This is a genomic window from Nonomuraea sp. SBT364 (assembly GCF_001083785.1).
Lineage (GTDB): Bacteria > Actinomycetota > Actinomycetes > Streptosporangiales > Streptosporangiaceae > Nonomuraea.
Window position 1 is genome coordinate 1 of the sequence record NZ_LAVL01000059.1, and the last position, 25,149, is coordinate 25,149.

Annotated in this window: 16 protein-coding genes and 1 pseudogene; 13 read left to right on the forward strand and 4 right to left on the reverse strand. The window is 70.6% G+C overall.

The genetic code is table 11. The annotated features are described in order from the left end of the window. Positions 1 to 186: 186 nt before the first annotated feature. The 10 genes and pseudogenes from ADY59_RS24675 to ADY59_RS53740 all read left to right on the forward strand — a co-directional run. Complete coding sequence (locus ADY59_RS24675) at positions 187 to 1,290, forward strand: outer membrane protein assembly factor BamB family protein (protein ID WP_049566169.1); 1,104 nt, start codon at positions 187 to 189, stop codon at positions 1,288 to 1,290. A gap of 185 nt (positions 1,291 to 1,475) precedes the next feature. Then, on the forward strand, positions 1,476 to 3,512 hold the full coding sequence (locus ADY59_RS24680; RefSeq protein WP_049566171.1) for a glycosyltransferase: 2,037 nt from the start codon (positions 1,476 to 1,478) through the stop codon (positions 3,510 to 3,512). 131 nt (positions 3,513 to 3,643) lie between these two features. After that, positions 3,644 to 3,766: a hypothetical protein gene (locus ADY59_RS53445; RefSeq protein ID WP_269433639.1), complete on the forward strand. Its 123-nt coding sequence runs from the start codon at positions 3,644 to 3,646 to the stop codon at positions 3,764 to 3,766. 97 nt (positions 3,767 to 3,863) lie between these two features. Further along, complete coding sequence (locus ADY59_RS50260) at positions 3,864 to 4,031, forward strand: hypothetical protein (protein WP_156325711.1); 168 nt, start codon at positions 3,864 to 3,866, stop codon at positions 4,029 to 4,031. Between the two features lie 88 nt (positions 4,032 to 4,119). Further along, positions 4,120 to 4,968 carry a DUF692 domain-containing protein gene (locus ADY59_RS24685; RefSeq protein ID WP_049566174.1) on the forward strand — a complete coding sequence of 283 codons (849 nt, stop codon included), beginning with the start codon at positions 4,120 to 4,122 and terminating at the stop codon, positions 4,966 to 4,968. Then, the gene (locus ADY59_RS24690; protein ID WP_049566177.1) at positions 4,965 to 5,891 is read left to right on the forward strand and encodes a hypothetical protein; all 927 of its coding nucleotides are present in this window, start codon (positions 4,965 to 4,967) and stop codon (positions 5,889 to 5,891) included. The genes ADY59_RS24685 and ADY59_RS24690 overlap by 4 nt, the downstream gene beginning before the upstream one ends. A 13-nt stretch (positions 5,892 to 5,904) precedes the next feature. Continuing rightward, the gene (gene asnB, locus ADY59_RS24695) at positions 5,905 to 7,662 is read left to right on the forward strand and encodes an asparagine synthase (glutamine-hydrolyzing) (protein WP_197093828.1); all 1,758 of its coding nucleotides are present in this window, start codon (positions 5,905 to 5,907) and stop codon (positions 7,660 to 7,662) included. Beyond that, entirely contained in the window at positions 7,652 to 9,379 is a 1,728-nt protein-coding gene (locus ADY59_RS24700) for an ABC transporter ATP-binding protein (RefSeq protein WP_049566180.1), read from the forward strand. The genes asnB and ADY59_RS24700 overlap by 11 nt, the downstream gene beginning before the upstream one ends. After that, entirely contained in the window at positions 9,376 to 11,133 is a 1,758-nt protein-coding gene (locus tag ADY59_RS24705) for an ABC transporter ATP-binding protein (protein ID WP_063780767.1), read from the forward strand. The genes ADY59_RS24700 and ADY59_RS24705 overlap by 4 nt, the downstream gene beginning before the upstream one ends. 108 nt (positions 11,134 to 11,241) lie before the next feature. Beyond that, positions 11,242 to 11,457 (forward strand): annotated as a pseudogene (locus ADY59_RS53740) (hypothetical protein); the annotation flags it as partial. 427 nt (positions 11,458 to 11,884) lie between these two features. Here ADY59_RS53740 and ADY59_RS24710 read toward each other — a convergent pair. Continuing rightward, positions 11,885 to 12,718: an SDR family oxidoreductase gene (locus tag ADY59_RS24710; protein ID WP_049566185.1), complete on the reverse strand. Its 834-nt coding sequence runs from the start codon at positions 12,716 to 12,718 to the stop codon at positions 11,885 to 11,887. 149 nt (positions 12,719 to 12,867) lie between these two features. On the opposite strand from ADY59_RS24710, the gene ADY59_RS24715 reads away from it, so the two are divergent. Further along, positions 12,868 to 13,800 carry an AraC family transcriptional regulator gene (locus tag ADY59_RS24715; RefSeq protein ID WP_442937718.1) on the forward strand — a complete coding sequence of 311 codons (933 nt, stop codon included), beginning with the start codon at positions 12,868 to 12,870 and terminating at the stop codon, positions 13,798 to 13,800. A gap of 296 nt (positions 13,801 to 14,096) precedes the next feature. Here the strand turns inward: ADY59_RS24715 and ADY59_RS24720 are convergent, their stop codons facing one another. After that, a complete protein-coding gene (locus ADY59_RS24720) occupies positions 14,097 to 15,044 on the reverse strand; it encodes a helix-turn-helix transcriptional regulator (RefSeq protein WP_049566189.1) in 948 nt (315 codons plus the stop codon). Between the two features lie 63 nt (positions 15,045 to 15,107). Here ADY59_RS24720 and ADY59_RS24725 point away from each other — a divergent pair, with 63 nt between their 5' ends. Continuing rightward, the gene (locus ADY59_RS24725; RefSeq protein ID WP_197093829.1) at positions 15,108 to 16,169 is read left to right on the forward strand and encodes an alpha/beta fold hydrolase; all 1,062 of its coding nucleotides are present in this window, start codon (positions 15,108 to 15,110) and stop codon (positions 16,167 to 16,169) included. Here the strand turns inward: ADY59_RS24725 and ADY59_RS24730 are convergent. Next, positions 16,166 to 18,235, reverse strand: a complete 2,070-nt coding sequence (locus ADY59_RS24730; RefSeq protein ID WP_049566195.1) for a ThuA domain-containing protein — start codon at positions 18,233 to 18,235, stop codon at positions 16,166 to 16,168. The two genes, ADY59_RS24725 and ADY59_RS24730, sit on opposite strands and share 4 nt — an antisense overlap. 51 nt (positions 18,236 to 18,286) lie before the next feature. Next, positions 18,287 to 21,037, reverse strand: a complete 2,751-nt coding sequence (locus tag ADY59_RS24735) for a PQQ-dependent sugar dehydrogenase (RefSeq protein ID WP_231618864.1) — start codon at positions 21,035 to 21,037, stop codon at positions 18,287 to 18,289. Between the two features lie 1,021 nt (positions 21,038 to 22,058). On the opposite strand from ADY59_RS24735, the gene ADY59_RS24740 reads away from it, so the two are divergent. After that, the gene (locus tag ADY59_RS24740) at positions 22,059 to 24,776 is read left to right on the forward strand and encodes a lectin (RefSeq protein ID WP_197093830.1); all 2,718 of its coding nucleotides are present in this window, start codon (positions 22,059 to 22,061) and stop codon (positions 24,774 to 24,776) included. Positions 24,777 to 25,149: the final 373 nt, after the last annotated feature.

Sequence of the window (25,149 nt, forward strand, 5' to 3'; positions counted from 1 at the left end):
CTCCCGACTCCCACTCCGGCCTCCACACCGGCCTCCACGCCCACCCCGGCTCCGACGCTCTCACCGGCCGCGAAGGGCAAGGCGGCGGCCCAGCTCTTTTCGCACAAGGCGAAAGGGAGCAGCAAGACCACGGTGTGGGAGCCGCTGGTCCTCAATGTGTCCGGACATTTCGTTATCCACCATGAGTTGAGGCTCTTCGGCTTCAGCGCCACCGGCAAGAAGAAGTGGCAGCGCGAGATCCCCGAAGGGAAAGGCGACGACAACCAGTCCGCCCACACCGTGAACCTCAGCACGCCCTCCGATACGTTGATCGTCACGTACAAGAAGCCGGTCGGCAAGTCGTCGATCTGGCCCGCGCCCCGTGTGGTCGAGGCGCTCGACCCCGCCACGGGGCGGACGCTCTGGAAGGCCACCTCCTCGTGGGGCGCCACATACGGGCACATCGGGCTGGACGACACGGTCTACACCTCGGCCTGCCGAGGCACCCAGACCGGGAAACGGGACGAATGCCGGCTGAGCGCGCGGGACCCGCGGACCGGGCGGGTGCGCTGGACGGTCCCCACCGGGCAGGTCCCCTCCATCGTGACCGGAGACGCCACGACACTGGTGCTGACCACCCTGCCGCGGGGATACAGGGGGAATTCCTGGCTGACCGCGCTGGACAAGAGAACCGGGGCACGACTTGGGCTCCACGTCGCGATCCCCCGCTTCGCGGGGCGCGCGGTGACGGACTACTCGTCCAGGACCTATCTGAAGGGCCGCACAGTGGCCGTGACCCTCAGCCGTGCGAACGCCGAGGCCGAGCGGTGCGACTACGTGGCCGCCGGTCGCGACGTACGCACCGGCGACCGGGTCTGGCGCGCTGCCTGGCGGGACCCCGGCTGCGACCACGACAGGTTCAGCGGCAGCAGCGCCATTCCCGCCGTGACCGCCGACGGCAAGCTGACACTCCGTGACCCCGCCACCGGCAAGATCGTCTGGAAGGGCGCGGTCTCCGGCCGAGTCGTCACCCTGGACGGCCGGGACGTGCTGGTGGATTCCAGCGAGGGGCTCAAGCTGTACGGCAAGGCGCGTACCTGGACGCTGCCCGACCGTCCCCCTGGCCTGCCCCTGCTGACGCGGCGACGGGTCCTGCTGGCGGGTCAGCAGGAGACGCTGGTCCACGACCGGCGCACCGGCAAGCTGATCGCATCGGCCAAGGGCGACCATGCTGGGGCCGGCGACGGCTGGGTGGCGACCTTCGGCCACAACGGCGACGGGACGACGACTTTCGTGATCTACCGGGTGTGACCTCCGTCCCCGGACCGGACGGACGCCGGTTCTCTCCCTCTGACCAGGCATGACGCCTGCCTTCACAAGGGCGTTGCAGTGATCTCCAAGTGAGTTGCCAGGCGGGATCGCGACGATCTCCCCTGTCCGAGCCGCCGGCAGGGAACGGGCGGCGGATTCACAGGTATGCGTCCACTGGGGGGAGCATGACCATCAGCGCGGAGGAGACGCGTCCGGGCACGGGCCCGATGAGCGTCTGCCTGATCGGGAAGTACCCGCCGATCGAGGGCGGGGTGAGCGCGCAGACCTACTGGGCGGCGCGGCTGCTGGCCGAGAGGGGTCACCACGTCTACGTGGTGACCAACGCCGACGAGGTCGAGGAGCGGTTCCGGCTGGGGCTCGGGGACGAGGACGCCGCCGCGTACGAGCCGCGCTTCCCCGGCGGCGGTTTCGTCCGGGTCTTCCGGCCGGAGCGGTTCGGGCGGCGCATGGACCACATCCCCCAGGGCAACCCGTTCGTCAGCAAACTGGCGGGGCTGGCCCTGCAGGTGGTGCGGGAGTTCGGCTGCGACGTCGTGGTGGGCTCCTACCTGGAGCCGTACGGCGTGGCCGCGCACCTGGTAAGCGGCTGGACCGGGCTGCCACTGCTCGTCCAGCACGCCGGCAGCGACCTGGATCGGCTCATGCGCGTCCCCGAGCTCGGGACCGCGTACCAGGAGGTGTTCCGCGCCGCGCACACCGTCATCACCAAGCCCGGCCTGGTCGGCAGGTTCCTCGGCATGGGAGTGGCCCGCGACGCGATCCGCATGTCCCCGCCGTACGCGGTGCCACCGTGCTTCCACCCGGACGCCGTGCCGCTGTCGGCCGAGGAGATCGGCGCCCTGGCACACTCGCTGCCCGGCGCGCCGCCGATGCCCGCCTACGACCCGTCCCTGCCCACCATCGGGATGTACGGCAAGCCGGGCGAGTTCAAGGGCACCCTCGACCTGATCGCCGCGCTCGGCCGGGTACGGGCGTCCGGCAGGTCGTTCAACCTGCTGCTGATGTCCGGCCGCTCCCGTACGGCCATGTTGCGCGACGCGGTCGCCGCCCACGGCCTGGAAGACCGCGCCTGGCTGCTGCCGTTCGTGCCGCACTGGAAGGTTCCGCGTTTCATCCGGGCCTGCACCGCGACGTGTTTCCTCGAACGCGACTTCCCCGTGGTCATCCACGGGCCCGTGGTGCCGCGCGAGGTGCTGGCCTCCGGGACGTGCCTGGTGCTGTCCGGCGAGATCCACGACAAGCAGATCTACCGCGACACGCTCGGCGACGGTGACAACTTCGTGCTGGTCCCCGACCCCAAGGAGCATGACGTCCTGGCCGACCGGCTCCAGGGGCTGATCGACCGGCCGCAGACCGCCGCCGAGATCGGCGCGCGCGGGCGGCTGGTGGCCGCGGACTTCCCCGGTCCGGGCCCGTTCGCCGAGGCGTGGGAGGCGCTGCTGGAGGACGCCGCCGGACGCGCGCCGTCCGCCGGCCGGGCCGTCCCGCCCGCGCGGGGGACGTTCGCCGAGTGGGTGGAGGGGCGACTGCCGTGGGCCCGCGAGGTCCTCGGCGACGCGCTGGACGAGCTGACCGCCGGCTTCACCGCGGACCACCCCGGCTGCGGCCCCGCCCCGGACGGCGCCGCCGGACACGCCGACGGTCACGATCTGGCCGTGCTGGACGCGTACTGCGAGCACCTGGACAAGCGGTACGACGGTCCGGCGCTGCGCCAGGTGCGCGAGCTGGTCCGCTACCAGCGGGCCCGGCTGTGGGCGCTGCGGGCCGGCGAGACCCGTCCCGGCCCCGTCCTGTCCCCTGCCCCGGACGCGCTCGCCGGCCTGCCCATCACCGCCGAGTCGGTGGGCCCGCTGCATCCGCTGCTGAGGGCCGAGATCCGCCTCGAACACTTCGACGGGGAGACCGTGCGGCGCTTCTGCCGGACGGGCGACGCCTACGCAGCACCCGGTCGCGGCCGCGTCGTGGTGTGCTTCGCCCGCCTGGCCAACCTCGCCACCACCGAGCTGCGCATGAACGAGGCGACCGCCATGCTGCTGGACGCCTGCGACGGCGGCGTGCCGACCGCCGCGCTGGTGGAGCGCCTGGCCCGGCGCGGCGGGGTGGAGCCGGCGGAGCTGACGCCCCGGCTGCTGGCCACGCTGGCCAAGCTGTATCGGGCCGGGGTGCTGGTGTTCACCCGGCCGCCCGCGCCGCAGGACTGACCGGCGCCGTCGCACGGAGCCGGGCTCTCGCCACGCCGATCGAGCCCGGCCGTGCCCCCATGCCTCGGAGCGCGTACGGCGGGGCGCCCGCCCGTGTCCGGCGCGCCCGGCGGAGAGAAAGGAAGACACCGATGACCACCACGCAGTCACCCGCGCTCGCGGGCCTGGAGTTCGAGCTGGAGCAGCTCGCCACCCGGTTCGCCGCGGCCGAGCCGGAGGTCTCCTGCGCGGGCTGTTCCAGCTGCAAGGCCTAGCGGCCCGCGCCACCCAGGCTCCGGCCGGGGACAGCCCGGCCGGCTCCCGGACGGGTCTTCCGTCCGGGAAACCCACCTCACGAAGAGGAGAGTCACGATGAGCACCATGACCATGGAGGGCCTCGCCCTCACCGGGGCCGCGCTGGAGTTCGAGCTCGAGCAGCTCGAGTCGAAGATCGTGATGGCTCAGCCGCAGGTGTCCTGCAGCGGTTGCGGCAGCTGCTCGGGCTGCGCACACAGCGGCTGCTCCGGCTGCGCCCACTAGGCGCCGCGCACGGCCTGCCGCCCGCCCGGCGTACCGGGTACGCCGGGCGGGCGGCTGTCACATCCCCGTCCACCATGAGGAGTCACGCATGTTCGACGAACTACCGGAGCTCGGGGCCGGGCTCGGCTACCGCATGCCGCTGCACGAGCAGACGATGGCCGCCGCCGATGAGATCGACTTCCTTGAGATCATCTCCGACCAGTACCTGTACGCGGCCCCCGACAAGGTGGACCGCCTGCTCGCGCTGCGGGAGAGCTTCCCGCTGATCCCGCACGGCGTCGGCCTGTCGATCGGCACCGACGTGCTGCCCGATCCGAACTACCTGTCGCGGCTGGCCGCCCTGGTGGAGCGGACCGGCGCGCCCTGGTTCAGCGACCACCTGAGCTTCACCAAGACGCCGGAGACCAACATCGACCAGCTCACCCCGCTGTGGTTCACCGAGGAGAGCCTGCGGATCGTCTGCCGCAACGTCAAGGAGGTCACCACCAGGATCGACGCGCCGTTCCTGCTGGAGAACATCACGTACTACGCCGAGCTGCCCGGCGGGGAGATGAGCGAGGCGGAGTTCACCACCCGCGTGCTGGAGGAGACCGGTGCCGGCCTGCTGCTGGACGTGAACAACGTCTGGGTCAACTCCATCAACCTGGGCTTCGACCCGTACGAGTTCCTGGACGCCATCCCGCTGGAACGCACGGTGCAGATCCACATCGCCGGCGGCAAGGAGATCGGCGGCATGCTCGTCGACACGCACAGCGAGCCGGTGGACGAGGAGGTCTGGAAGCTGCTCGGCCACGTGCTCGACCGGGCGCCGGTCAAGGCCGTGCTGCTGGAGTGGGACCAGGGCTGGCCGGAGTTCGGCGAGATCGTGGACCACGTACGGCGGGCCAGGGACCTGATGCGCCGGGAACGGCCGGTCCCCGGCGGGACCTCCGCATGAGCATCCTGGACATGCAGCGGGCCTTCGGCAGGATGCTGACCGACAAGGCGTTCCAGCGCATGTTCCTGGACGGCGACCCGGCGGCGACCGAGCCGTACCGGCTCACCGAGGCCGAGCTGGCGAGCCTGCGCGGCCTGGACCGGGGACGGCTCGCCCTGCAGGCGGAGCTGCTCGCCAACAGCAGGCTGGAGCTGGCGCTCGGCGCGCTGCCGCTGACCTCGCTGCTGCTGCACCACCAGTTGCACGACCACGTGGACCGGTTCTGCGCCGAGTTCCCGCCCGTGCCGGAATCCCTCGGGGCGATGATCGTGGAGGCCGAGCGGCTGTGCGAGTTCGCCGTGCGGCTGCTGCGGGAGGGCACGCTGGAGCCGGTCTGGGCCGAGGACGTCGTCGCCTACGAACGGGTGCTGCTCGACCTCAGCACCAGCGGCGAGGCGTGGGCGGGGGCGGCGACGATCGCCCTGCTCAACGACGGTATCGCCGCGCCCTCCGCCGAAGATTTGCCGGGCCTCGTCCCGGTCACCGCCGCCAACACCAGGATCGTCCCGTTCTTCCACGATCTCGCGGAGCTGGTGCCCCGGCTGGAGGACGGCGAGATCCCCGCCGGGGTGACCCGGCTGGAGCGGCCGCAGCTTCTGCTGTTCGTCAAGCGGCCGGGCGCGGTGTTCGTCCGCCGGATGCGGGTGAACGCCGCCACGGCCGCGCTCCTGGAGGCAAGCGACGGGCGTCGTACCGTCGCCGAGGTGTGCGCGGCCGTGGCGGGCGCGTCGGGCCCCGGCGCGCTCAGCCCGCCGGCGCGGCAGGCCGCCCTGGACATGTTGCTGCTGCTCAGAGACCACGGCGCGATCGGCCTGCGCCCCCGAATGGACGACGCGTCCACGGAGTACGACGGGGCCGCGGCGAGCGACGGAAGGAACGGCTGAAGTGTGCGGAATCGTGGCTGTGATCGGCGAAGGTGTGGCCGGAGGGAGCGCGCCCCTGGTGACGGAGATGACGCGGACGCTGGCCCACCGGGGGCCGGACGACTCGGGCACGCACCTGTCCGGTGACGTCGGGCTGGGTTCGCGGCGGCTGAGCGTCATCGACGTCGAGCGTGGCCGTCAGCCCATCGAGTCGGCCGACGGGCGGCTGCGCCTGGTCGCCAACGGCGAGATCTACAACCACCGCGAGCTGCGCGAGAGCCTGCGGGCACGCGGCCACACCTTCGCCACGGGCTCCGACAGCGAGGTCATCCTGCACCTGTACGAAGAGTACGGCGACCGGTGCGCCGAGCATCTGCGCGGCATGTACGCCTTCGCCATCGCGGACGGCGACCGGGTGCTCCTGGCCCGCGACCCGCTGGGCATCAAACCCCTGTACCACGCCCGCCTGCCCACCGGGGAGCTGCTGTTCGCCTCGGAGATCAAGGCGCTGCTGCGCGCCCCCGGGCTCGACGCCGGACTGGACCCGCAGGCGTTCGCCGACACCCTGGTCCTGGGCCACCCGGCAGGTGACCACACCTACTTCCGGCACATCCGCAGCGTGCCGCCCGGCCACACGATGACCGTCTCCGCCGCCGGGCCCGGCACCCCGCTCCCCTTCGGCGGCGGCGAGGAGGCGGCGGCGGCCCCCGCCTCCTTCGACGAAGCGGTGGACCTGCTGATCGGCCGCCTGCGCCACGCCGTCCGCTCGCATCTGGTGGCCGACGTCGAGGTCGGGCTCACGCTGTCGGGCGGGCTCGACTCCGCCGTGCTGGCCACGCTGATGCGCCGGGAGCGGGGCGGGCCGTTCCGCGTGTACAGCGTCGCCGACTCCGACGGGCACCCCGACCTGGTGCAGGCCCGCGGCCTCGCCGCCTCGATGGGACTGCCGCACCGGGTGAGCGTGCTGGACTTCGACACCTACCTGGAGACCGTGCCCGCCTACCTGTGGTCGGCCGAGGCGCCGATCGGCCTGGGCGGGCTGCCGCTGTACCACCTGGCCGGGCTGATCGCCCACGACCTGAAGGTGTGCCTGAACGGCGAGGGCGCCGACGAGCTGTTCGGCGGATACGCGGAATACCTCGACCGGGGCACCCGTGCCCGCTACGTCGCCGCGCAGTTGCCGAAGCTGCGGCGGCTGGCCGCGTTGCCGAGCCCGCGGGCGCGGGAGATCCTCGACGGCCTGTCGGGCGAGCATCCGTTCAGCGGCTACCTGGAGCGGGTCCTCGCCGACAACATGCGCGATCAGCTCGTCCGGCTGCACCTGGAGCCGCTGGACAAGTCGTCGATGGCGGCCGGTCTGGAGATGCGGGTGCCGTTCATGGACGACTCCCTCGTGCGGTTCGTCACCTCGCTGCCGGCCGCGTACAAGGTGGACGCGCGTTTCGGGTTCCAGAAGCACCTGCTTCGGCGGGCCGCCCTGCGGTTGTGCGGCGGCGACGGACCGCTGGCCGACAGCGTCCTGCGCCGCAAGATCGGCGCGCCGTCGTCGGGGATGCGGCTGCGCGGCCGGCTGGAACGGCTGTGCGAACGGTCGCTGCCGGCCGGCTACCGCGAGAAGCACGAGTTCGGCTTCTGCTTCGACAGCAACCTGGAGCTGCTGGTGTTCGACCTCTTCACGGAGATCTTCGTGACCGGGCGGGGCGCCTACCCGCACGGCCTGTCGCTGCTGGACTTCGTCGCCGAGCGCGCGGGACGGCCGGTCGCCTCGCTCGTCACCGCCGATGCCGGCTGACCGGCCCGCCGGGCCCGCCCCGCGCACGCTGCCTCGGCTGCTCGGGCTGCTGCGGCCGTACTGGGCGCGTACCAGCGTGTCCTTCGGGCTCGGCGTGGTCATGATCGTGGCTTCTGCGCTGCTGCCGCTGGCCATCAGGGCGGTGATCGACGACGCGATCGTGCCGGGCAGGCCCGGCCTGGTCGCCGTCGGCGTCGCGGCGCTGCTGGCGCTGGCCGTGATCCGGTGGGTCTGCGGCTCGGTGCGGCGCGCCGTCGGCGGCCACGTCGCGCTCGACGTCGAGTACGGCCTGCGGTCGCGGCTCGCCCGCCGGCTCCTGGAGCTCGAACCCGCCTGGCACGACGGCGTCGCCACCGGGCAGGTGCTCTCCCGGCTCGGCTCCGACATGGCCGCGATCCGGTTCTTCCTCTCCTACGGGTTCATCTTCGCCATCCTGAACGCGCTCACCGCCGTCGCCGCCCTGACCCAGATGGTCGTCCTGTCCCCCGAGCTCACCGTGGCCGCGGTGGCGATCCTGCCGCTGTTCGCGCCGGCCGCGGTGCGTTACGACAGGACGCTGGGCGGGATGTTCCGCGGCCTGCAGCGCAAGGAGGGCGAGCTGGCCGCGGAGGCGGAGGAGAGCGCCGCGGGGATCCGCGCCATCAAGGCGCTCGGCCTGCGGCGGCAGCGCCAGGCCCGCTTCGACGACGTCAGCGCGGGCCTGATGGCGGAGAACCTGGCCATGGCCCGCGTGCGCGCCCGTTACGGTCCGCTGCTCGGCGCGCTGCCCGCCGTGGGCCAGGCCGCGATCCTGTGGTACGGCGGCCGGCTGGTCATCCAGGGCGAACTGACGCTGGGCACCCTGGTCTCCTTCACCGCCTACCTGCTGTTGCTCACCGGTCCGCTGCACGCGCTCAGCTCCCTGTCGGCCATCACCCGGCGGGCGACTGCCGCCGCCGAACGCGTCTTCGAGGTGCTGGACCGGCCGCCGGCCATCGCCGACCAGGCCGCCGCCGTACCGCTGCCCGCGCTGCCGCGCGGCGCGCACATCACGTTCGAGGACGTGAGCGTCCACCACGCGGGGGCACGGCGGCCGGTGCTGGAACGGATCGACGTGAGCGTGGCGCCCGGCGAGCGCGTCACCTTCACCGGCTCCAGCGGGACGGGCAAGTCGACGCTGCTGGCGCTCCTCCCCCGCCTGGCCGCGCCCACGTCGGGACGGATCCTGCTGGACGGGCACGACCTCGCCGACCTCACGCTCGGCTCGCTGCGTTCCCAGGTCGCGCTCGTCACCCAGGAGCCGGTGCTGCTGTCCGGCACGCTCAGGGAGAACGTCGCGCTCGGCCGCCCCGGCGCCGGCGACGACGAGATCCGCGCCGCGCTGCACGCCGCCGCGGCACTCGATCTGCTGGAGGCCCTGCCGGGCGGCTTGGACGCGGTGCTCGGCGAGCAGGGGCACAGCCTGTCGGGCGGGCAGCGCCAGCGCGTGGCCATCGCCCGCGCCCTGCTGCTGCGCCCGCGCGTCCTGCTCCTGGACGACGCGCTGTCCCAGGTGGACGCGGCGACCGAGGCGGCCGTGCTGGAGCGGCTGCCCGCCGCGCTCGGCGGCGCCACCGTGCTGGCCACCGGTGACGGCACGGCGCGCCGGTTCGCCGGCCGCGTGATCCGCCTCGGCGACGCCCCGGCCGCCGGCGCCGGGGACGAGTTGGTCACGACGATCGTGGAGGGTGCACGATGAACGATCCGTCACCGGCGGCATGGCTGCGGCCGATGCTCGCCGTCCACCGGCGGGCGCTCGCCGCCGGCTGCGCAGCCGTACTGGCGCGGACGGCCGCCGGGCTGAGCCTGCCGTACCTGGTGAAGGTCGGCATCGACGAAGGGGTGGTGCCCGGCGACCCGGACGCGCTCAGCTGGGCGGTGCTCGGCTGCGCCGCCGTGATCGCCGTGCAGGCGGCGGCCGCGCGGATCGAGACGCTGGCGCTGGCCCGGGTGGCCCAGCGGATGCTGCACGCGGTGCGCTCCCGGCTCTTCGCCCATCTGCAGCGGTTGTCGCTGGACTTCCACGAGCGCGAACGGGTCGGCGGCGTGGTGGCGCGCATCACCGGCGACGTCGCCTCGATGCAGCCGCTCGTCGCCGAGGCCCTGGTGAACCTGGTGACCAGCCTGGTGACGATGGCGGGGGTCGCCGTCGTCCTGGTGGTGCTGGACTGGCGGCTGGCGCTGGCGGTGCTGGCGGTCGCGCCGTTCCTGGCGGTGCTGGTCGCCTGGTTCAGGCGGCGTTCGGCGACGGCGTGGCGGCGGGTACGGGAAGCGTCGGCCGCCGCCTCGGCCGAGGCGAGGGAGAGCGTCGCGGCGGTGGCGGTCCTGCAGGCGTTCCGGCGCGAGGAGGTCACGCTGGGGCGGCTGGCCGGCCGCTACGGCGAGGAGCGGGTCGCCAATCGCCGGCCGATCGACCTGGCCTCGATGTTCTTCCCCGCCGTGGAGTTCGGCGGGGCCGCCGCCACCGCCATCGCCCTGGCCGTCGGCGGCCACCGGGTGATCGACGGCGCGCTGGAGATCGGCACGCTGGCCGCGTTCCTCATCTACCTGCGGCTGCTGTTCGACCCGGTGTTCCAGCTCAGCGAGCTGTTCGACAGCGTGCAGTCCGGGACGGCGGGGGCCGCGCGGGTCGCCGGCGTGCTCGCGCAACGGCCGTCGGTGCAGGACCCGCCGGCACCGGTGCCACTGCCCGCCGCCGGTGCGGAACTGCGGATGTCCGGCGTGCGCTTCGCCTACCCCCGGGCGGACGGCGAGCCGGGCCCCGAAGCCCTGCGCGGCGTGGACCTCGTCGTCCCCGCCGGTCACACGCTGGCGCTGGTGGGGGCGACCGGCGCGGGCAAGTCCACCATCGCCAAGCTGCTCACCCGCTGCTACGACCCGGACGCGGGTCAGATCACCCTCGGCGGCGTCGACCTGCGCGCGACCAGCGAGGACGAGCTGCGCCGCGCGGTCGCCTACGTCCCGCAGGAGCCGTTCCTGTTCGCCGGCACGGTGCTGGACAACCTGCTCCTCGGCAAACCCGGCCATGACCGGGCCCGGGCCGAGGCCGCGCTGGCGGCCATCGGCGCGGAACCGGCATTCCGGCGCCTGGACGGCGGCCTGGACACGCCGGTCGGCGAGCGCGGCGAGCAGCTGGCCATGGGCGAGCGCCAGTTGCTCGCCTTCGCCCGCCTGTGGATCGACGCCCCCGGGGTGCTGGTTCTCGACGAGGCCACCGGCCACCTGGACGAGGAGTCCGAGGAACGGGTCCAGGAGGCGCTGCGCAGGCTGCGGCGCGGCCGTACGGTCGTGGTCATCGCGCACCGGCTGACCACGGTCACCGAGGCCGACCAGGTGGCGGTGATCGACGGCGGCCGGGTGGCGCAGGCGGACCCGCCCGCCGAACTGCTGGCGGCGGGCGGCCCGTTCGCCGTGCTCCACGACCGCTGGCTGCGGAGCGCTGCCGCCGGCTGACCAGGGCCGGCCGGGGGCAGGGCCCGGCCGTGCGGAGGGGTGACGCTCGCTAGTGCTGTGATCGGAAACGATCACCGGGTTGGCGCGTAAGACGGTCCTGCCGGTTGGATGGTGCTGATCACGTTCGATCGGCAGTCGGGAGGCCAGGTGACGCAACCGGTCAAGGTCCGCAGGCTCACAGACCAAGAAGGGCAGAAGCTGCAGCGGATCGTGCGGCGCGGCACGATGAGCACGGTGCGCTATCGGCGGGCGATGATCCTGCTGGCCTCGGCCGGCGGCAACACCGTGCCGGTCATCGCGCGGCTAGTGCAGGCCGATGAGCGACTGGACATCGGAGCCGCCGCCCGGGTCGCTGCAGCCGAACGCGATTCAGCTCTGCGTAGCCGCGGGGCTCTGCGTGTTCTCGGAAATGAGCCAGCTCCTGGCACTCCCGGGTCGCCGCCACTGTCAGTACAGGTCGCAGGCCACTGACGTTTCCGGCCGCCGAGCAGGACCATCCCGGCGGGTGGTCGCGGCTGTGCCCGGAGATCCGCCGCGCCGCTCGGCCTCACGCCGAGCAGCGATCATCGCCTCCACATCGGCCACGTCGCAACGTCGAGCCCGCCCGCATCCACCACGAGCTTGACCTGTTCGCCGGCGAGCAGGCCGCCGCGGGCCTGTCATCGCCGTCCTCGGCCGGCCCCGGGCGGGCCGCGATACTTCTTCGTATCGAAGGACGGACGCATCACCATACGGGGGATGTGGGCGCCCTTCAGGTGGCGCGGAACTCGCCCGCGTGGTCGCTCGCCCAGGTGCGGAACGTGCGCGCCCGGGCTCCGGTCACCTCTCCCACCGTGGCCGTGGTCGCTCTCGGCTCGATCACCATCTCGGCCTGAGCCCGAAGGATGCCGTCCACGGCCGCGGGTGGCCAGCCCCGGGCGAGCATCTGCTGCCGCGCGGTCTGCGACGAGGTCTCCTCCCAGCGCACCGGGCGGCCGATCACCTCACCGATGATGCTCACCTGTTCGGCCTGGGTGAGGATCTCGGGCCCGGTCAGCTCATAGGTCGCGCCGATGTGCCCGTCGCCGACGAGTGCGTGCACCGCGACCGCAGCGAGGTCCCGCTCGTGCAGCGGGGGCATGGCGGCCGCGCCGTACGGCTCACGCACGACCGCCTCGGTACGGATCTGCTCGGCCCACCGCAGGGCGTTGGCCGCGAAGGCGTGCGGGCGCAGGAACGTCCACTCCAGCCCGGATCGCCCGATCAGTTGCTCGGCCTGACGTTCGTGACCGCGTACGGCCGCCGAGGACAGGTAGACGATGCGACGGGCCTGCGCCGCGACCACCTCCAGGACTGCGGGCATCCCCTCGGCCGTAGCGAACGGCCAGATCAGGAACACGGCCTCGACTCCCTTCAGGGACGCCTGCAGGGAGTCCGGATCCGTCAGGTCACCCCGCACAACCTCGACGCCGTCCGAAAGGCCGGCCGATTCGGAGTCGCGGGTCAGCGCACGAACCTCCGCCCCCGTCTCCAACAGCTGCGCCACGACCTGCCGGCCGACCGTGCCGGTCGCCCCCGTCACCAGAATCCTGCGTTGCCCCGGCATGAGAACTCCCAACGGTTGATCACTTCATGTGGGCTCAACCGTATGGGGACCAAGAGATACCATCAATGCGTATTAGTCTTGATTTTATATGCGTAAGTCTTCCGTAGGCTGACAATGTAGACTTTCTCTCTGTGGACGTACTCAGCGATGTGGTCGCCGCGATACGTGCCGGAGAACCCCGCTCGGCGCGCGTTCAGTGGCACGCCCCCTGGGGGCAGCAGTTCCCCACCGTGCGCGGCTCCGCCGGCTTTCAAGTGGTTCTGCAGGGATCATGCCGGCTGATCCCCCTGGACGGAGGAGGTGCCCCCATCGCGCTGAATGTCGGCGACGTGGTGTTCCTGCCCCACGGAAGCGGCTACGCGCTCGCCGACAGCCCGAGCACCCCGCTGACCGAACCCGTCTGCGACCCGCTGAACGACCCTCGATTCGAGGACCGCTATGCCTCCGCGTCCGTAGGGAGAACCGGGCAGGACGGTTCGCAGGAGGTCACCGTGACTCTCTGCGGCGGATATCAGCTCGACCCCAGCCGGGCTCATCCGCTCCTGGCAGACCTGCCCGAGATCGTCCACCTTCCCGCCCGCCTCGGGCACAGCCGCGAACTACGCGCCGCCGTCGACCTCCTCGGCGGCGAACTCGACAATCCCCGCCTCGGCGTGGACACCATCGTGCCCGCCCTGCTCGACATGCTGCTGCTCTACATCCTGCGCGCCTGGTTCGACGAACAGTCCGAACGCGGCACGACCAGCGGCTGGGCCGCGGCGCTGGGCGACAAGGCGATCAGCGCCGCATTGCACGCCCTCCACCGTGACCCCGCATTCCCCTGGACGGTCGAAACACTCGGCACCCGGGCGGGGCTGTCCAGAGCCGCGTTCTCCCGGCGCTTCGCCACCCTGATCGGTCAGCCGCCCCTCACCTACCTGACGTGGTGGCGCATGACCACCGCCGCCCGGCTTCTCCGCGAGTCCGACGCCTCGATCGGCGAGGTGGCCACCCGGGTCGGCTACACCTCGGAGTTCGCCTTCGCCGCCGCCTTCAAACGCGAGTACGGCACCGCACCCGGCAAATACCGGCGACAGAACTGAGCCGAACCCCGAACAACGAACTCGGCTTGATGGCACCACGACCAGCCGTCCGCGCCTGACGCAACACCGTGCCGGCCGCCGCCCACGCCACTCGCACCTGATGAGTACTGTGATCCAGGCATCGACGGATTCGGATCGGCAGCCGGTGGCCCGGCTGGTCGATCAGGCCCGCGCCAGGCCGGCGAACCCGCGGACGTCGTGACCGGGTGTCTGCCGGAACGGACTTCGAGCAGATCTGTTCTCGAAACTCCGTCTCGTCCGCTTCAAGAAGCGTGCAGATCTCCGCTGGTGCGCGGTCAGCCGTATCGTTCGACGAGCGCGTTGCCGATCGAGGCCAGGTGGTCTCGCACGCCCCGAGGGCCAGTCACCTCGAGCCATTCGACCAGCCAGGCGAGCTCACCGGCGAGCATGTACTCGTTGTGGCCGCGGATCACGACCTCGATGCGGCCGTCGGTCGTGGAACCTCCCACGTCGAGCCGATCGCCGAGCATCATTCGGAGCAGGCCTATCCCGTGGGGCGTGCATATCGCCTGGATCTCGAGGGGCGTTCGCCTGCGGTCGACCTCGTCGGCGATCTCGCGCCAGGTCTCGGCCAGGTCGAAGTCCTCGGGCCGGTGCACGGGATCGTCGGTCGGGCCGGCGGACGACACGCGGTCGATCCGGAAGATCCGCCGGCCGGCCTCGGTGTTGGAGACGAGGTACCACGACGGACCTTTGGCGACGATGCCCAGCGGGTGGACGGTTCTCTCGGTTTCGGCGCCTTTGCCGTCGACGTAGCCGAGCCGCACCTGGACGCCGCGGATCACCGCGTCCTGGAGTTCGTCGAGGAAGCGAGGTGGCCGGTGCTCGACGGGACTCGACCCCCATCGTTGCGGGTCCATGACCAACGACGACGCCGCTGCCTCGGCCTGCACCCGGAAGGGCTCCGGCAGGGCGTGGACGAGCTTGCGCAGAGCTGCTTTCACGGCCGGCGTCGCAGCCGAGGCCGGGCCGACAACCAGGAACAGGGCGCGGGCCTCACTCGCGGTCAGCCCTGACAGGTCGGTGCGGGCGCCGCCCACGAGGCGCCAGCCGCCCCCTCGGCCCTGCATGGAGTACACCGGCACCCCGGCCATGGCCAGGGCGTCGAGGTCGCGGCGGGCGGTGCGCTCGGAGACCTCCAGTTCCCGGGCGACCTCTGCTGCCGTCACCTGCTCGCGCCGCTGCAGCAACAGGAGGACGGCCACCAGCCGGTCGGTTCGCACGCCGACAAACTCTCACATGAAACCGGTCGCAGGGTGACCGGTTTCGGGCGACAGGATGGCGACATGACCTCAACCGGCGAGGTCTGCCGCCGGCGAACACCCCCGGCCCTTCAGGGGTGCGCCGACGCCATCTTCGGGAACCTTCGCCGCCCGATCAGCCCGAAAGACAGAGGAAACACAATGCCCAATCCAACTGATTTTCCCGAGCCCACCCTTGTTCCGGTCAACGGGGTGGAACTTGAAGTCTTCGAAGCGGGCCGGGAAAACCTGGGAAAGCCCGTCGTGCTCTGCCACGGCTGGCCGGAGCACGCCTTCTCCTGGCGCCACCAGGTGCCTGCCCTCGCCGCAGCCGGCTACCACGTCATCGCACCGAACCAGCGGGGTTACGGCAACTCATCACGTCCGACCGAAGTAACGGACTATGACATCGAACACCTGTCGGGTGACCTCGTCGCGCTCCTCGACCACTACGGGTACGAAGACGCCACCTTCGTCGGTCATGACTGGGGCGCAATGGTGGTCTGGGGACTGACCCTGCTGCACCCGAGCCGTGTGAACAAAGTGATCAACCTGAGCCTGCCTTACCAGGAGCGCGGGGAAAAGCCCTGGGTCGAATTCATGGAGGACGTGCTTGGCGGCGACTTCTATTTCGTCCACTTCAATAGGCAGCCAGGCGTCGCGGACGCCGTGTTCGAAGAGAACACCTTCCAGTTCCTTCGCAACCTGTACCGGAAGAACGAGCCCCCCAGGGAGCCTCAGCCGGGAATGGCGCTGATCGACCTCGCCAGAACGGAAACGCCGCTCGGCGATCCCGTCATGAGCGACGCCGAGCTGGCTGTTCTCGTCTCCGCTTTCGAATCGTCGGGGTTCACGGGCAGTGTGAACTGGTACAGAAACTTGGACCGCAACTGGCGCTTGCTGGCGGACGTGGACCCGATCATCCAGCAGCCCACCCTCATGATCTACGGCGACCGCGATATGGTCTCGAGGTCTGAAAGACTGACGGAATTCGTGCCGAATGTGGAGGTAGTCAGCCTGGATTGCGGTCATTGGATCCAGCAGGAAAAGCCGGAAGAAACGAACCGGGCCATTCTCGATTGGCTGGACCAGCGGGATGCCGGCTAGGTGAGGGTCCATTTCTGGTTGGCGCCGGTGTGGCAGGTCCACAGGTGCACGGGGGTGCTGTCGGCCGGGTTCGCGCCGCTGACGTCCAGGCATTTGCCGGAGGCGGGGTTGACGACGGTACCGCCGGCTTGCGGGGACCACACCTGCGCGCCGGTTCCGTTGCACGTGTAGAGCTGGATCTTCGTACCGTCGGCGGTGGCAGCCCCTGCCACGTCCAGGCACTTGCCCAGCGCGCGCAGGGTGCTGCCGTCCCGGGTCCACATCTGCGCCGCGCTGCCGTTGCAGGTGTGCAGTTGCACCTGCGTACCGTCAGCGCTCGCGCCCCCGCGCACGTCCAGGCACTTGCCCGCCAGCCCCACCACCGGGCCGGAGCCCGAGGATCTGGCAAAGGTGAAGTCGTCGACGTCGAACAACCCGGAGCCGGTCCCCGTGAAGGTCAGATGGACGTTGGCGGTACCGGCCGGAACGTTCGACAGGCTCGTCGAGACGTCCGCGAAGGTCGTCCAGCTTCCGGTGTTCGGCACCGCCACCGAGCCCAGGACCGGGCCGGTCGGTGATCCCGTACGGATCTGGATCGTGCCGCCCGGCCCGCCCGAGACCACGCGCGCCCGGAACGCGGTCGCGCCGTTCAGCGGGAGCCCGTTGTAGGCGGCCCAGTCACCCGGGTCGATGTGGCCGAGGGTCTGCCCGTTGTGCGCCCCTGCCTTGGTGAACGGCGCCACCCCGCTCTGCGCCGAGTACGACTCCGCCTGCACGGTGCCGGTGGTGGCCGACTCCTTGATCCTGATGTTGCGGAACGACACCTCGTCGCCGTCACCGTGGTTCTGGATGCCGATGTGCCCGGCCAGGCCGCGCGTCGGATCGGTGTTGGTGAAGTCGTTGATCTTCGTTCCGTTGAGGAAGACCTGGAGCCGTTCGCCCTCGACGAGGAGCTCGTAAGCGTTCCACTCCCCCGGCGGGTTCAGTGCCGCGTCCCTGGCGGCGGCGTCGGGCCCCTTGAAGCCGTAGACGGAGCCGGTGGTGCGGTCGGGAGTGTCGGTCGCGTCGATCTGGATCTCGTAGCCGTTGTTCACGGCCGACCAGGGGTCGCTCGATGGCGGGAAGCCGATGAAAACGCCGGAGTTGTCGTCGCCCGCCATCCGCCAGTCGAGCTTCAGCGAGTACGACGAGAACTGCTTCGCGCCGTACCAGAGCAGGCCGAGGCCGCCCGTCGAGGTCAGCGTGGCGTCGGCGTCGGCGAAGGAGCCCGGCCCGGCCTGCGACCAGCCGGAGGTGGAGCCGTTGTAGAGGGAGGTGTACCCGGACTCCGGCCGGCAGTCGGCCTTGGCACTGCCGGCCGCGTACCGGATGCCGCCGAGAAGGTGGCCGCGGAAGGCGGGGTCGGTGTAGGAGGCCGCGGTGTGCCCGCCGCCGGTGTAGAACGAGCGTCCGCCCTGGTAGGTCTTGCACCAGATGTGCGGATGGTCGGCTCCCATGCCGCCGCCCGTGTACGACGACTCGTCGAGGGTGGCGAGCACGCGCGCGGTGGATCGCGGGTTGGTGCGGTAGTTGTACCACTCGTCGGTGCGGGTCCAGGTCTGCGGCAGCGCGGCGGTGGCCGCGTGCCCCCGGTTCTCCACCTTGACGGCGGCCTGCTGGATGGCGGGGTGGGAGGCGAAGTAGGCGCCGACGAGCTCGCCGTAGAAGGGCCAGCCGTACTCGGTGTCGGCGGCGGCGTGCACCCCGGCGAAGCCGCCGCCCGCGCGGATGTAGCTCTCGAAGGCGCCCTGCTGGGTGTTGTCGAGCACGTCTCCGGTGGTGTTGAGGAAGACCACCGCCTCGTACCCGGCGAGGTTCGAGGCGGTGAAGGCCCCGGCGTCCTCGGTGGCGGTGACCGAGAAGCCGTTCGCCGCGCCCAGGTCGCGGATCGCCTGGACGCCCGCCGGGATGGCGTCGTGCCTGAAGCCCGCCGTCTTGGAGAACACGAGCACGTCGAAGGGGATGTCGGCGGCGGCTGCCGGGCTCACGGGAACGGAGCATCCGAGCACCACTGCGACGACGACGGCTGTGCGGAGAATTGTGGGCATGTCACGCTCCCTGGGGGGAGCGGGGACGCCGGACGCGTCCCCGCCGGGTCGCTAGGTGAGGGTCCATTTCTGGTTGGCGCCGGTGTGGCAGGTCCACAGGTGTACGGGGGTGCTGTCGGCCGGGTTCGCGCCGCTGACGTCCAGGCATTTGCCGGAGGCGGGGTTGACGACGGTACCGCCGGCTTGCGGGGACCACACCTGCGCGCCGGTTCCGTTGCACGTGTAGAGCTGGATCTTCGTACCGTCGGCGCTGGCAGCCCCTGCCACGTCCAGGCACTTGCCCAGCGCGCGCAGGGTGCTGCCGTCCCGGGTCCACATCTGCGCCGCGCTGCCGTTGCAGGTGTGCAGTTGCACCTGCGTACCGTCAGCGCTCGCGCCCCCGCGCACGTCCAGGCACTTGCCCGCCAGCCCCACCACCGGGCCGCCCGTGGTGAGGGTGAAGGCGTCCACGTCGAACAGCGCTCCGCCGGAGCCGCCGGCGAAGGTGAGGTAGAGGGAGGTGGTCCCCGCAGGAGGGCTGGAGATCGCGCCGGTCACCTGGACGAAGTTCGCCCAGCCGCCGGTCACCGGCACCGTGGCCGAGCCGAGCACCGAGCCGGTCGCGGAACCCGCCCGGATCTGCAGCGTGCCGCCCAGACCGCCAGAGGAGACGCGGGCGGAGAACGTCTTCACATCGTTGATCTTGTAAGGGTCGAAGGAGATCCAGTCGCCGTTGTGGACATCGCCGACGGTCGCGCCACCCTCCGCGCCGGACTTGGTGATCACCGAGACGCCGGAGGACGATTTGTAGTGCTCGGCCTGCCGGTGCTTGGGCTGGAGGATGACCTGCTTGTGGGTCGTGAGGCCGGCGCTGTCGGCGTACTGGGCGTCGAAGACCGCGAAGATGTTGGCGGCCTCGTCGTGCTCGCCGTCCTCGGGGACGAGGATCGCCCCCGAGCAGCCGGTCTGCGAGGTGATCTGGTGGCCGTGGCTGTCGTGCCCGAGCACGTACGTCATTTTCGCGCGGGCGCAGTCGATCGCGCCGTCCTCGGGGTCGGAGGCCGAGATCTGGAACGGGACCACGTCGCCGAAGGCGAACAGCTGCCCGTTCGCGGGTTTGGCCACGGTGACCGACGGGGCGGTGTTGCCCACGCCCACCATCGCGTTCGCGCTGCCTGTGGCCCCCTCGGAGTCGCGTACCGTCAGGGTTGCCGTGTAGGTGCCGTTCGCGGTGTAGGTGTGCGTCGGGTTGGCCGCCGTCGAGGTTCCGCCGTCGCCGAACGTCCACGCGTACGTGATCGCGTCGCCGTCGGGATCGCTCGTGCCCGCCGAGGAGAACGCCACGGTCAGAGGCACCTGACCGGAGGTCGGCGTGGCGCTCGCGACCGCGACGGGAGCGCGGTTGCCGCCCGCGATGTAGTCGAATCTGTAGAGGGCCGAGTTGACGTCGCCGTGGAAGTAGCCGGTGCCGTAGTCGAGGACGTACAGGGAGCCGTCCGGACCGAAGGCCTGGTCCATGACCTGTTTGCCGACCCAGGGGAAGGTGTTGATCTCGCCGGGCGAGCCGTCGGAGGCGACGTGGATCGGCTTGATCCAGCCGCGGCCGAACTCGCCGGCGAAGAAGTGTCCTTCGAAGCTCTGCGGGAACTTGGTGGCCGACGGGTTCGCGGCGTTGTAGCGGTAGACCGGGCCGGCCATCGGCGACTCCGAGCCGCTGCCGAACTCCGGCGGGCTGCCCGCGTCCCCCGCGTACCGGATCCAGGCGGGCTTGGCCGCCGGAAGGGTCGTCAGGCCGGTGTTGCGGAAGGAGTTGTTCGTCGGCCCGCCCGCGCAGTTGTACTTGGCCCCTCCGGTGTTCGTCGCGAAGTTCCACTCGTTGTAGGTTTCCGCCGAGGTGTTGGTCCCCGTGCAGTACGGCCAGCCGTAGTTGCCCGGCGCGGTGATCCGGTCGAACTCCACCTGACCGCTCGGGCCCCGGGTGGCGCTGGACGAGCCGGCGTCCGGACCGTAGTCGCCGACGTAAACGGTGCCCGTGGCCTTGTCCACGCTCATGCGGAACGGGTTGCGGAAGCCCATCGCGTAGATCTCCGGGCGGGTTCCCACGGTCCCCGGCGCGAAGAGGTTGCCCGAGGGGATCGTGTACGTTCCGTTCGCGTTCACCTTGATCCTGAGGATCTTGCCCCGCAGGTCGTTGGTGTTGGCCGAGCTGCGCTGCGCGTCGTAGGCCGGATTCTGATTCGTACGCTCGTCGAGCGGCGAGTACCCGGCGGAGGCGAACGGGTTGGTGTCGTCCCCGGTGGACAGGTAGAGGGTGCCCGCCGCGTCGAAGTCGATGTCGCCGCCGACGTGGCAGCAGGTGCCCCGGTCGGCGGGCACGTCCAGCACGGTGACCTGGCTGGCCATGTTCACGGTGTGATCGGCGTTGAGGGTGAACCTGGCCAGCCGGTTGACACCCTTCCACGCGGTCCAGTCCGTGCCCGTGGCGGGGGCGTCGCCCGCCGGCGTGGACAGCGGTGGTGCGTAATAGAGGTAGATGTGGCGGTTCGAGGCGAACCCGGGGTCGACGCCGACGCCCTGCAGACCCTCCTCGTCGTGCGTGTACACGGGGATGGTGGCGATGACGGCGGTGTTGCCGGCGGCGTCGGTGCGTCGCAGCGTGCCGTCGCGGGCGGTGTGCAGCACCGATCGGTCGGGGAGCACCGCGAGCGACATCGGCTCGCCCATCTCGGCGACGCCCTTGGCGAGGGTCACCTGCTGGAAGTCGGCCGCGTTGATGGGGTGCGCCCGGGCGGGGCCCGCGATCACGGAGAGCGAGGCGGCCACCAGTGTGAGCGCGGCGGCGACTCGCAGACGTAAGCCTGAGGGCTTCGAGGCTGGCATGGAGAAGATGCCCCTTCCTGACAGTGCGGCGCCAGGCGGAAGCGCGTGCGGGCGCAAAACGCTCGGGCCGATGGGATGGGTCAGGGAGACGCGTGCGCCGATCGCGTCGATGGATGTGCCGTGTCCCCGGCGTGCCACCGCCGTCAGCTGAGACGACGTCAACGTGTCACGCGGACCGAAGGCCGTCAAGACGCGCGACCGCCCCGATTTTCATGATCATAGGAAGTTGAGATACGACGGGACGCATAGAGGCTTTTGCTTGACGGTCGAAATAACTTCGTTCTATCATGCCGAAATATCAGCCTGTTAAGTCGAAATTCGTCCTAAATGCTGATTTATGGTCGGGTGGTAAACCTGCAGCGGTCAGGTCCTTCACCGACCGGCGGAAAGGATCGCGCCAGCTTTCGGGGCGCCCGGCGTTATTCCGCCGCCCGGTTCACTTCGGTCCGGTCGCCGGATCGCCCCGCCGCGCCGAGGCGGGTCGTGCTCGCGAGTGCCACCCGGGCAGCATGTCCGGGCGGCGGAGCACCTCCGCGAATCTCGCCATGATCCCGCCTCTTCCGCACCTGCCGCCTTTGTGGCAGCCCGCAATGCGAATGGGGTGACCTCACCGGCATTGTGCAGATTGCGCGCATTGGTCGGCGAGCCGTTTGCCAGGCAATAGGTCAATATCTTATGGACATTCCGGCGACCGTTCAGAGAGAGCGCTCTCTCACCGTAAGCCCTTACCCCACCGCCGTCAACAGGTCCGCGGCCATGCTCGGCAGGCCCTCTCTCCCGCACCGTGCTCCACCAGCCAATCCTCGACCCCCAAGTGACACTGCCGACTACTCGGACGCATATCTTCACATTTCCTGTTGACAAGCAACGGCGCTCGTCCGACTATCCGAGCAACCCCCCGTAGACAACGTTGTCTACAGTTCGGCGCACAATGGTCGCGCCTGAAGAACGTAGGAGGCACATTGTGCGTGCCCTTATTTCGTTCGCCATCCCCCTCGCCTTCTTCGGGGTGGCGGCTCCCGCTCATACCGCCGTCCCGGCATCGAGCGCCGTCGATGATCCAGCCCAGTACGTCAACGCCTTCGTCGGCACCGAACCGGGCGGTCCCGACTTCGGTCACGGTGGCGGCGGGGGCAACACCTTCCCCGGCGCCGACGCCCCGTTCGGCATGCTGCAGTGGAGCCCGGACACGGTGACCCACCAGCACGGCGGATATCACTACGACGACAACCGGATCAGGGGATTCAGCTTGACCCACCTGTCCGGCCCAGGGTGCAGCGACTTCGGCAACATCCCCTTCATGCCTGTCGCGGGGGCGTCTCCGGTCGCCTACTCGACCTTCACGCACGCCAACGAGTCCGCCTCTCCCGGGTACTACTCGGTCAGCTTCGACAACGGCCTTCGGACCGAACTGACCGCGACCGCCCGGTCAGGGATGGGCCGGTTCACCTATCCGGCGGGCCGGCGGGCCTCGCTCTCGGTGGACGTCGCGAAGGCGTTCAACGCGGCCAGCGGCTCGCTGACGATCGGCACCGACACGCTGTCGGGATATAGCGACGGCGGCGGCTTCTGCGGTACCGGCAACCGGTATCGGCTCTACTTCCACGCCTCCTTCGACCGCCCCTTCAGCTCCGCGGGCGTGGCAGGGGTGGACGGCAAGGTCGACTCGGGCCGGCGGACGATCGAGGGCAGCAGCCCCGGCTCGGCCCCGCCGGCGGCGAAGACCGCCAGGCAGCGGAGCACACCGCGGCCGGCCGCCACCGTGGAGGACGTCCGGCCGCTCGCCGCGGCGGCGTTCGTCTCCTTCGACACCAGCACTCAGCGATCAGTCACGGTCCGGGTGGGCATCTCGTTCGTCAGCCTCGACGGCGCCAAGGCGAACCTCGCCGCCGAGCAGGGCTCGCGCTCATTCGACGAGGTCGAGGGCGAGACCAGGAAGGCCTGGAACGGGCTGCTCGGGCGTATCTCGGTGACCGGCGGGACCGACCCGCAACGGCGCACCCTGTACACCTCGCTCTACCATTCACTGTTGCACCCCAACGTGTTCAGCGACGTGGACGGCCGCTACATCGGCTTCGACCGGCAGATCCGCACCGTTCCCTCCGGCCGCGCGCAGTACGCCAACTTCTCCGGCTGGGACATCTACCGGTCCCAGGCGGCTCTGATCGCGTTGATCGCGCCGAAGGAGGCTGCCGACATCGCGCAGTCCGCGATCAACCAGGCGGCGCACGGCGGCTACTTCGATCGATGGACCGTCGCCAACGGCGGGACCGGGGTGATGAACGGCGACCCGCTCCCGATCATCGTCTCGACCATGCACGCCTTCGGGGCAACGGGGTTCGACGCGGCCGATGGCCTGCGCAGGATGGTCGCCGGCGCCAAGGACGTGCGCGAGCGTCCGGGCTGGCTGCAGTACGACAGCTACGGGTACGTGCCGACCGGGCTCGGCGACGTCTGGGGGTCGGCGGCGACCACCCTTGAGTACTCCAGCGCCGATTTCGCCATCTCACAACTGGCCGCCAGGCTCGGAGACACGACGACCGCTGAGACGTTCCTGCGGCGGGCACAGAACTGGCGCAACTTGTTCAACTCCGGCAGCAAGTACCTCCAGCCACGCAACAGCGACGTCTCGTTCCCCGCGTTCGACCCCGTGCAGCACAACGAGTACGTCGAGGGCAACGCCGCCCAGTACACCTGGATGGTGCCCTACAACCATCGCGGCCTGTTCGACGCGATGGGCGGCAACGCCGCCGTCCTGTCGCGGCTGGACGACTTCTTCACCGAGCTGAATGCCGGGCCGAACAAGGCGAAGGCCTATCTCGGCAACGAACCGACCCTGAGCACGCCGTGGGCGTACGCCTACGCCGGAGCCCCGTACAAGACCCAGGATGTCGTGCGTCGCGCGCTGACGACGATCTTCAAACCGACGCCGGACGGTCTGGTCGGCAACGACGACCTCGGGCAGATGTCGTCGTGGGCGGTCTGGGCCGCGCTCGGCATGTACCCGCAGGCGCCGGGAAGGGCCGATCTGGTGCTGGCCAGCCCGCAGTTCCCGGCGACCACCATCAGCAGGGGCAACGGCACGACGATCACGATCACCGCGGCGAACGCCTCCGACAGCGCCAGATACGTCCGGAGTCTCCGGGTCGATGGGCAGATCTCGACCCGGGCATGGCTGCCGGAGTCGTTCGCGGTCAATGGCGGAACGCTCGACTTCACCCTGGGCACGGCAGCGAACCCGGAATGGGGCAGCTCGGCGGCCGACGCGCCGCCGTCCTACGATGTCGGCCCTCAGCCGTCGCGGTCCGGCGCGATCAGGGGGCTGGCCGACAGGTGCGTCGACGGCGATCCGAGCACCGGCGCGAACGGCGCTCCCGTCCGGCTCTGGGACTGCAACGGCTCGCCCGCGCAGCAGTGGACGTTCGCATCGGACGGGACGATCCGCGCCCTGGGCCGCTGCCTGGATGTCAACCAGAGCGCGCGGACGAACGGCACGAAGGTGCAGTTGTGGGATTGCAACGGTACGGGCGCACAGCAGTGGTGGCCGAGACCCGGCGGCGTCCTGGTGAACCCGCCCTCAGGTCGCTGCCTCGATGTGCCGGGCGCCGATCCCGCGCTCGGCATCCGGTTGCAGATCTACGACTGCAACGGCACGGCCGCCCAGGCGTGGCGCGTGCCGTGAGATGTCGCAGCCGCTACCGGTGCCGATCTGACCGGTGAAACCCTCCGGCGAGATACATCCCTACGGAAGTCACGGCAGGCCGCTCAAGGTCAACCCGGCCCCGGGGCCGAGTAAAGCCGATCGGATTCGATCGTAGATTGACATTGTTGGTCTCGAAGTATTCACTTTTGGTCATCACCTGTTGTCGGGCGCGAACCACGCCGGCGCATGGCAGGCGTTCGCGGCGCACGTAGTAGGGAGACCGCCGTGGCAATGGAACGTCGAGACTTCCTGCCCGCCATCACCGCCGACCACCTGTGGCGCTTCCGCCGACCCGCCACTTCGCGGACAAGCACGTCGGGATGCCCTCGCCGAGGATTCCACCACCCGCCTC

Bases quoted from the DNA above. Each gene is read 5' to 3' on its own strand.
- ADY59_RS24725 (WP_197093829.1), top strand. From the start codon at position 15,108: ATGACCTCAACCGGCGAGGTCTGCCGCCGGCGAACACCCCCGGCCCTT.
- ADY59_RS24690 (WP_049566177.1), top strand. From the start codon at position 4,965: ATGAGCATCCTGGACATGCAGCGGGCCTTCGGCAGGATGCTGACCGAC.
- ADY59_RS24680 (WP_049566171.1), top strand. From the start codon at position 1,476: ATGACCATCAGCGCGGAGGAGACGCGTCCGGGCACGGGCCCGATGAGC.
- ADY59_RS53445 (WP_269433639.1), top strand. From the start codon at position 3,644: ATGACCACCACGCAGTCACCCGCGCTCGCGGGCCTGGAGTTCGAGCTG.
- ADY59_RS24710 (WP_049566185.1), bottom strand. From the start codon at position 12,718: ATGCCGGGGCAACGCAGGATTCTGGTGACGGGGGCGACCGGCACGGTC.
- ADY59_RS50260 (WP_156325711.1), top strand. From the start codon at position 3,864: ATGAGCACCATGACCATGGAGGGCCTCGCCCTCACCGGGGCCGCGCTG.
- ADY59_RS24730 (WP_049566195.1), bottom strand. From the start codon at position 18,235: ATGCCCACAATTCTCCGCACAGCCGTCGTCGTCGCAGTGGTGCTCGGA.
- ADY59_RS24705 (WP_063780767.1), top strand. From the start codon at position 9,376: ATGAACGATCCGTCACCGGCGGCATGGCTGCGGCCGATGCTCGCCGTC.
- ADY59_RS24700 (WP_049566180.1), top strand. From the start codon at position 7,652: ATGCCGGCTGACCGGCCCGCCGGGCCCGCCCCGCGCACGCTGCCTCGG.
- ADY59_RS24685 (WP_049566174.1), top strand. From the start codon at position 4,120: ATGTTCGACGAACTACCGGAGCTCGGGGCCGGGCTCGGCTACCGCATG.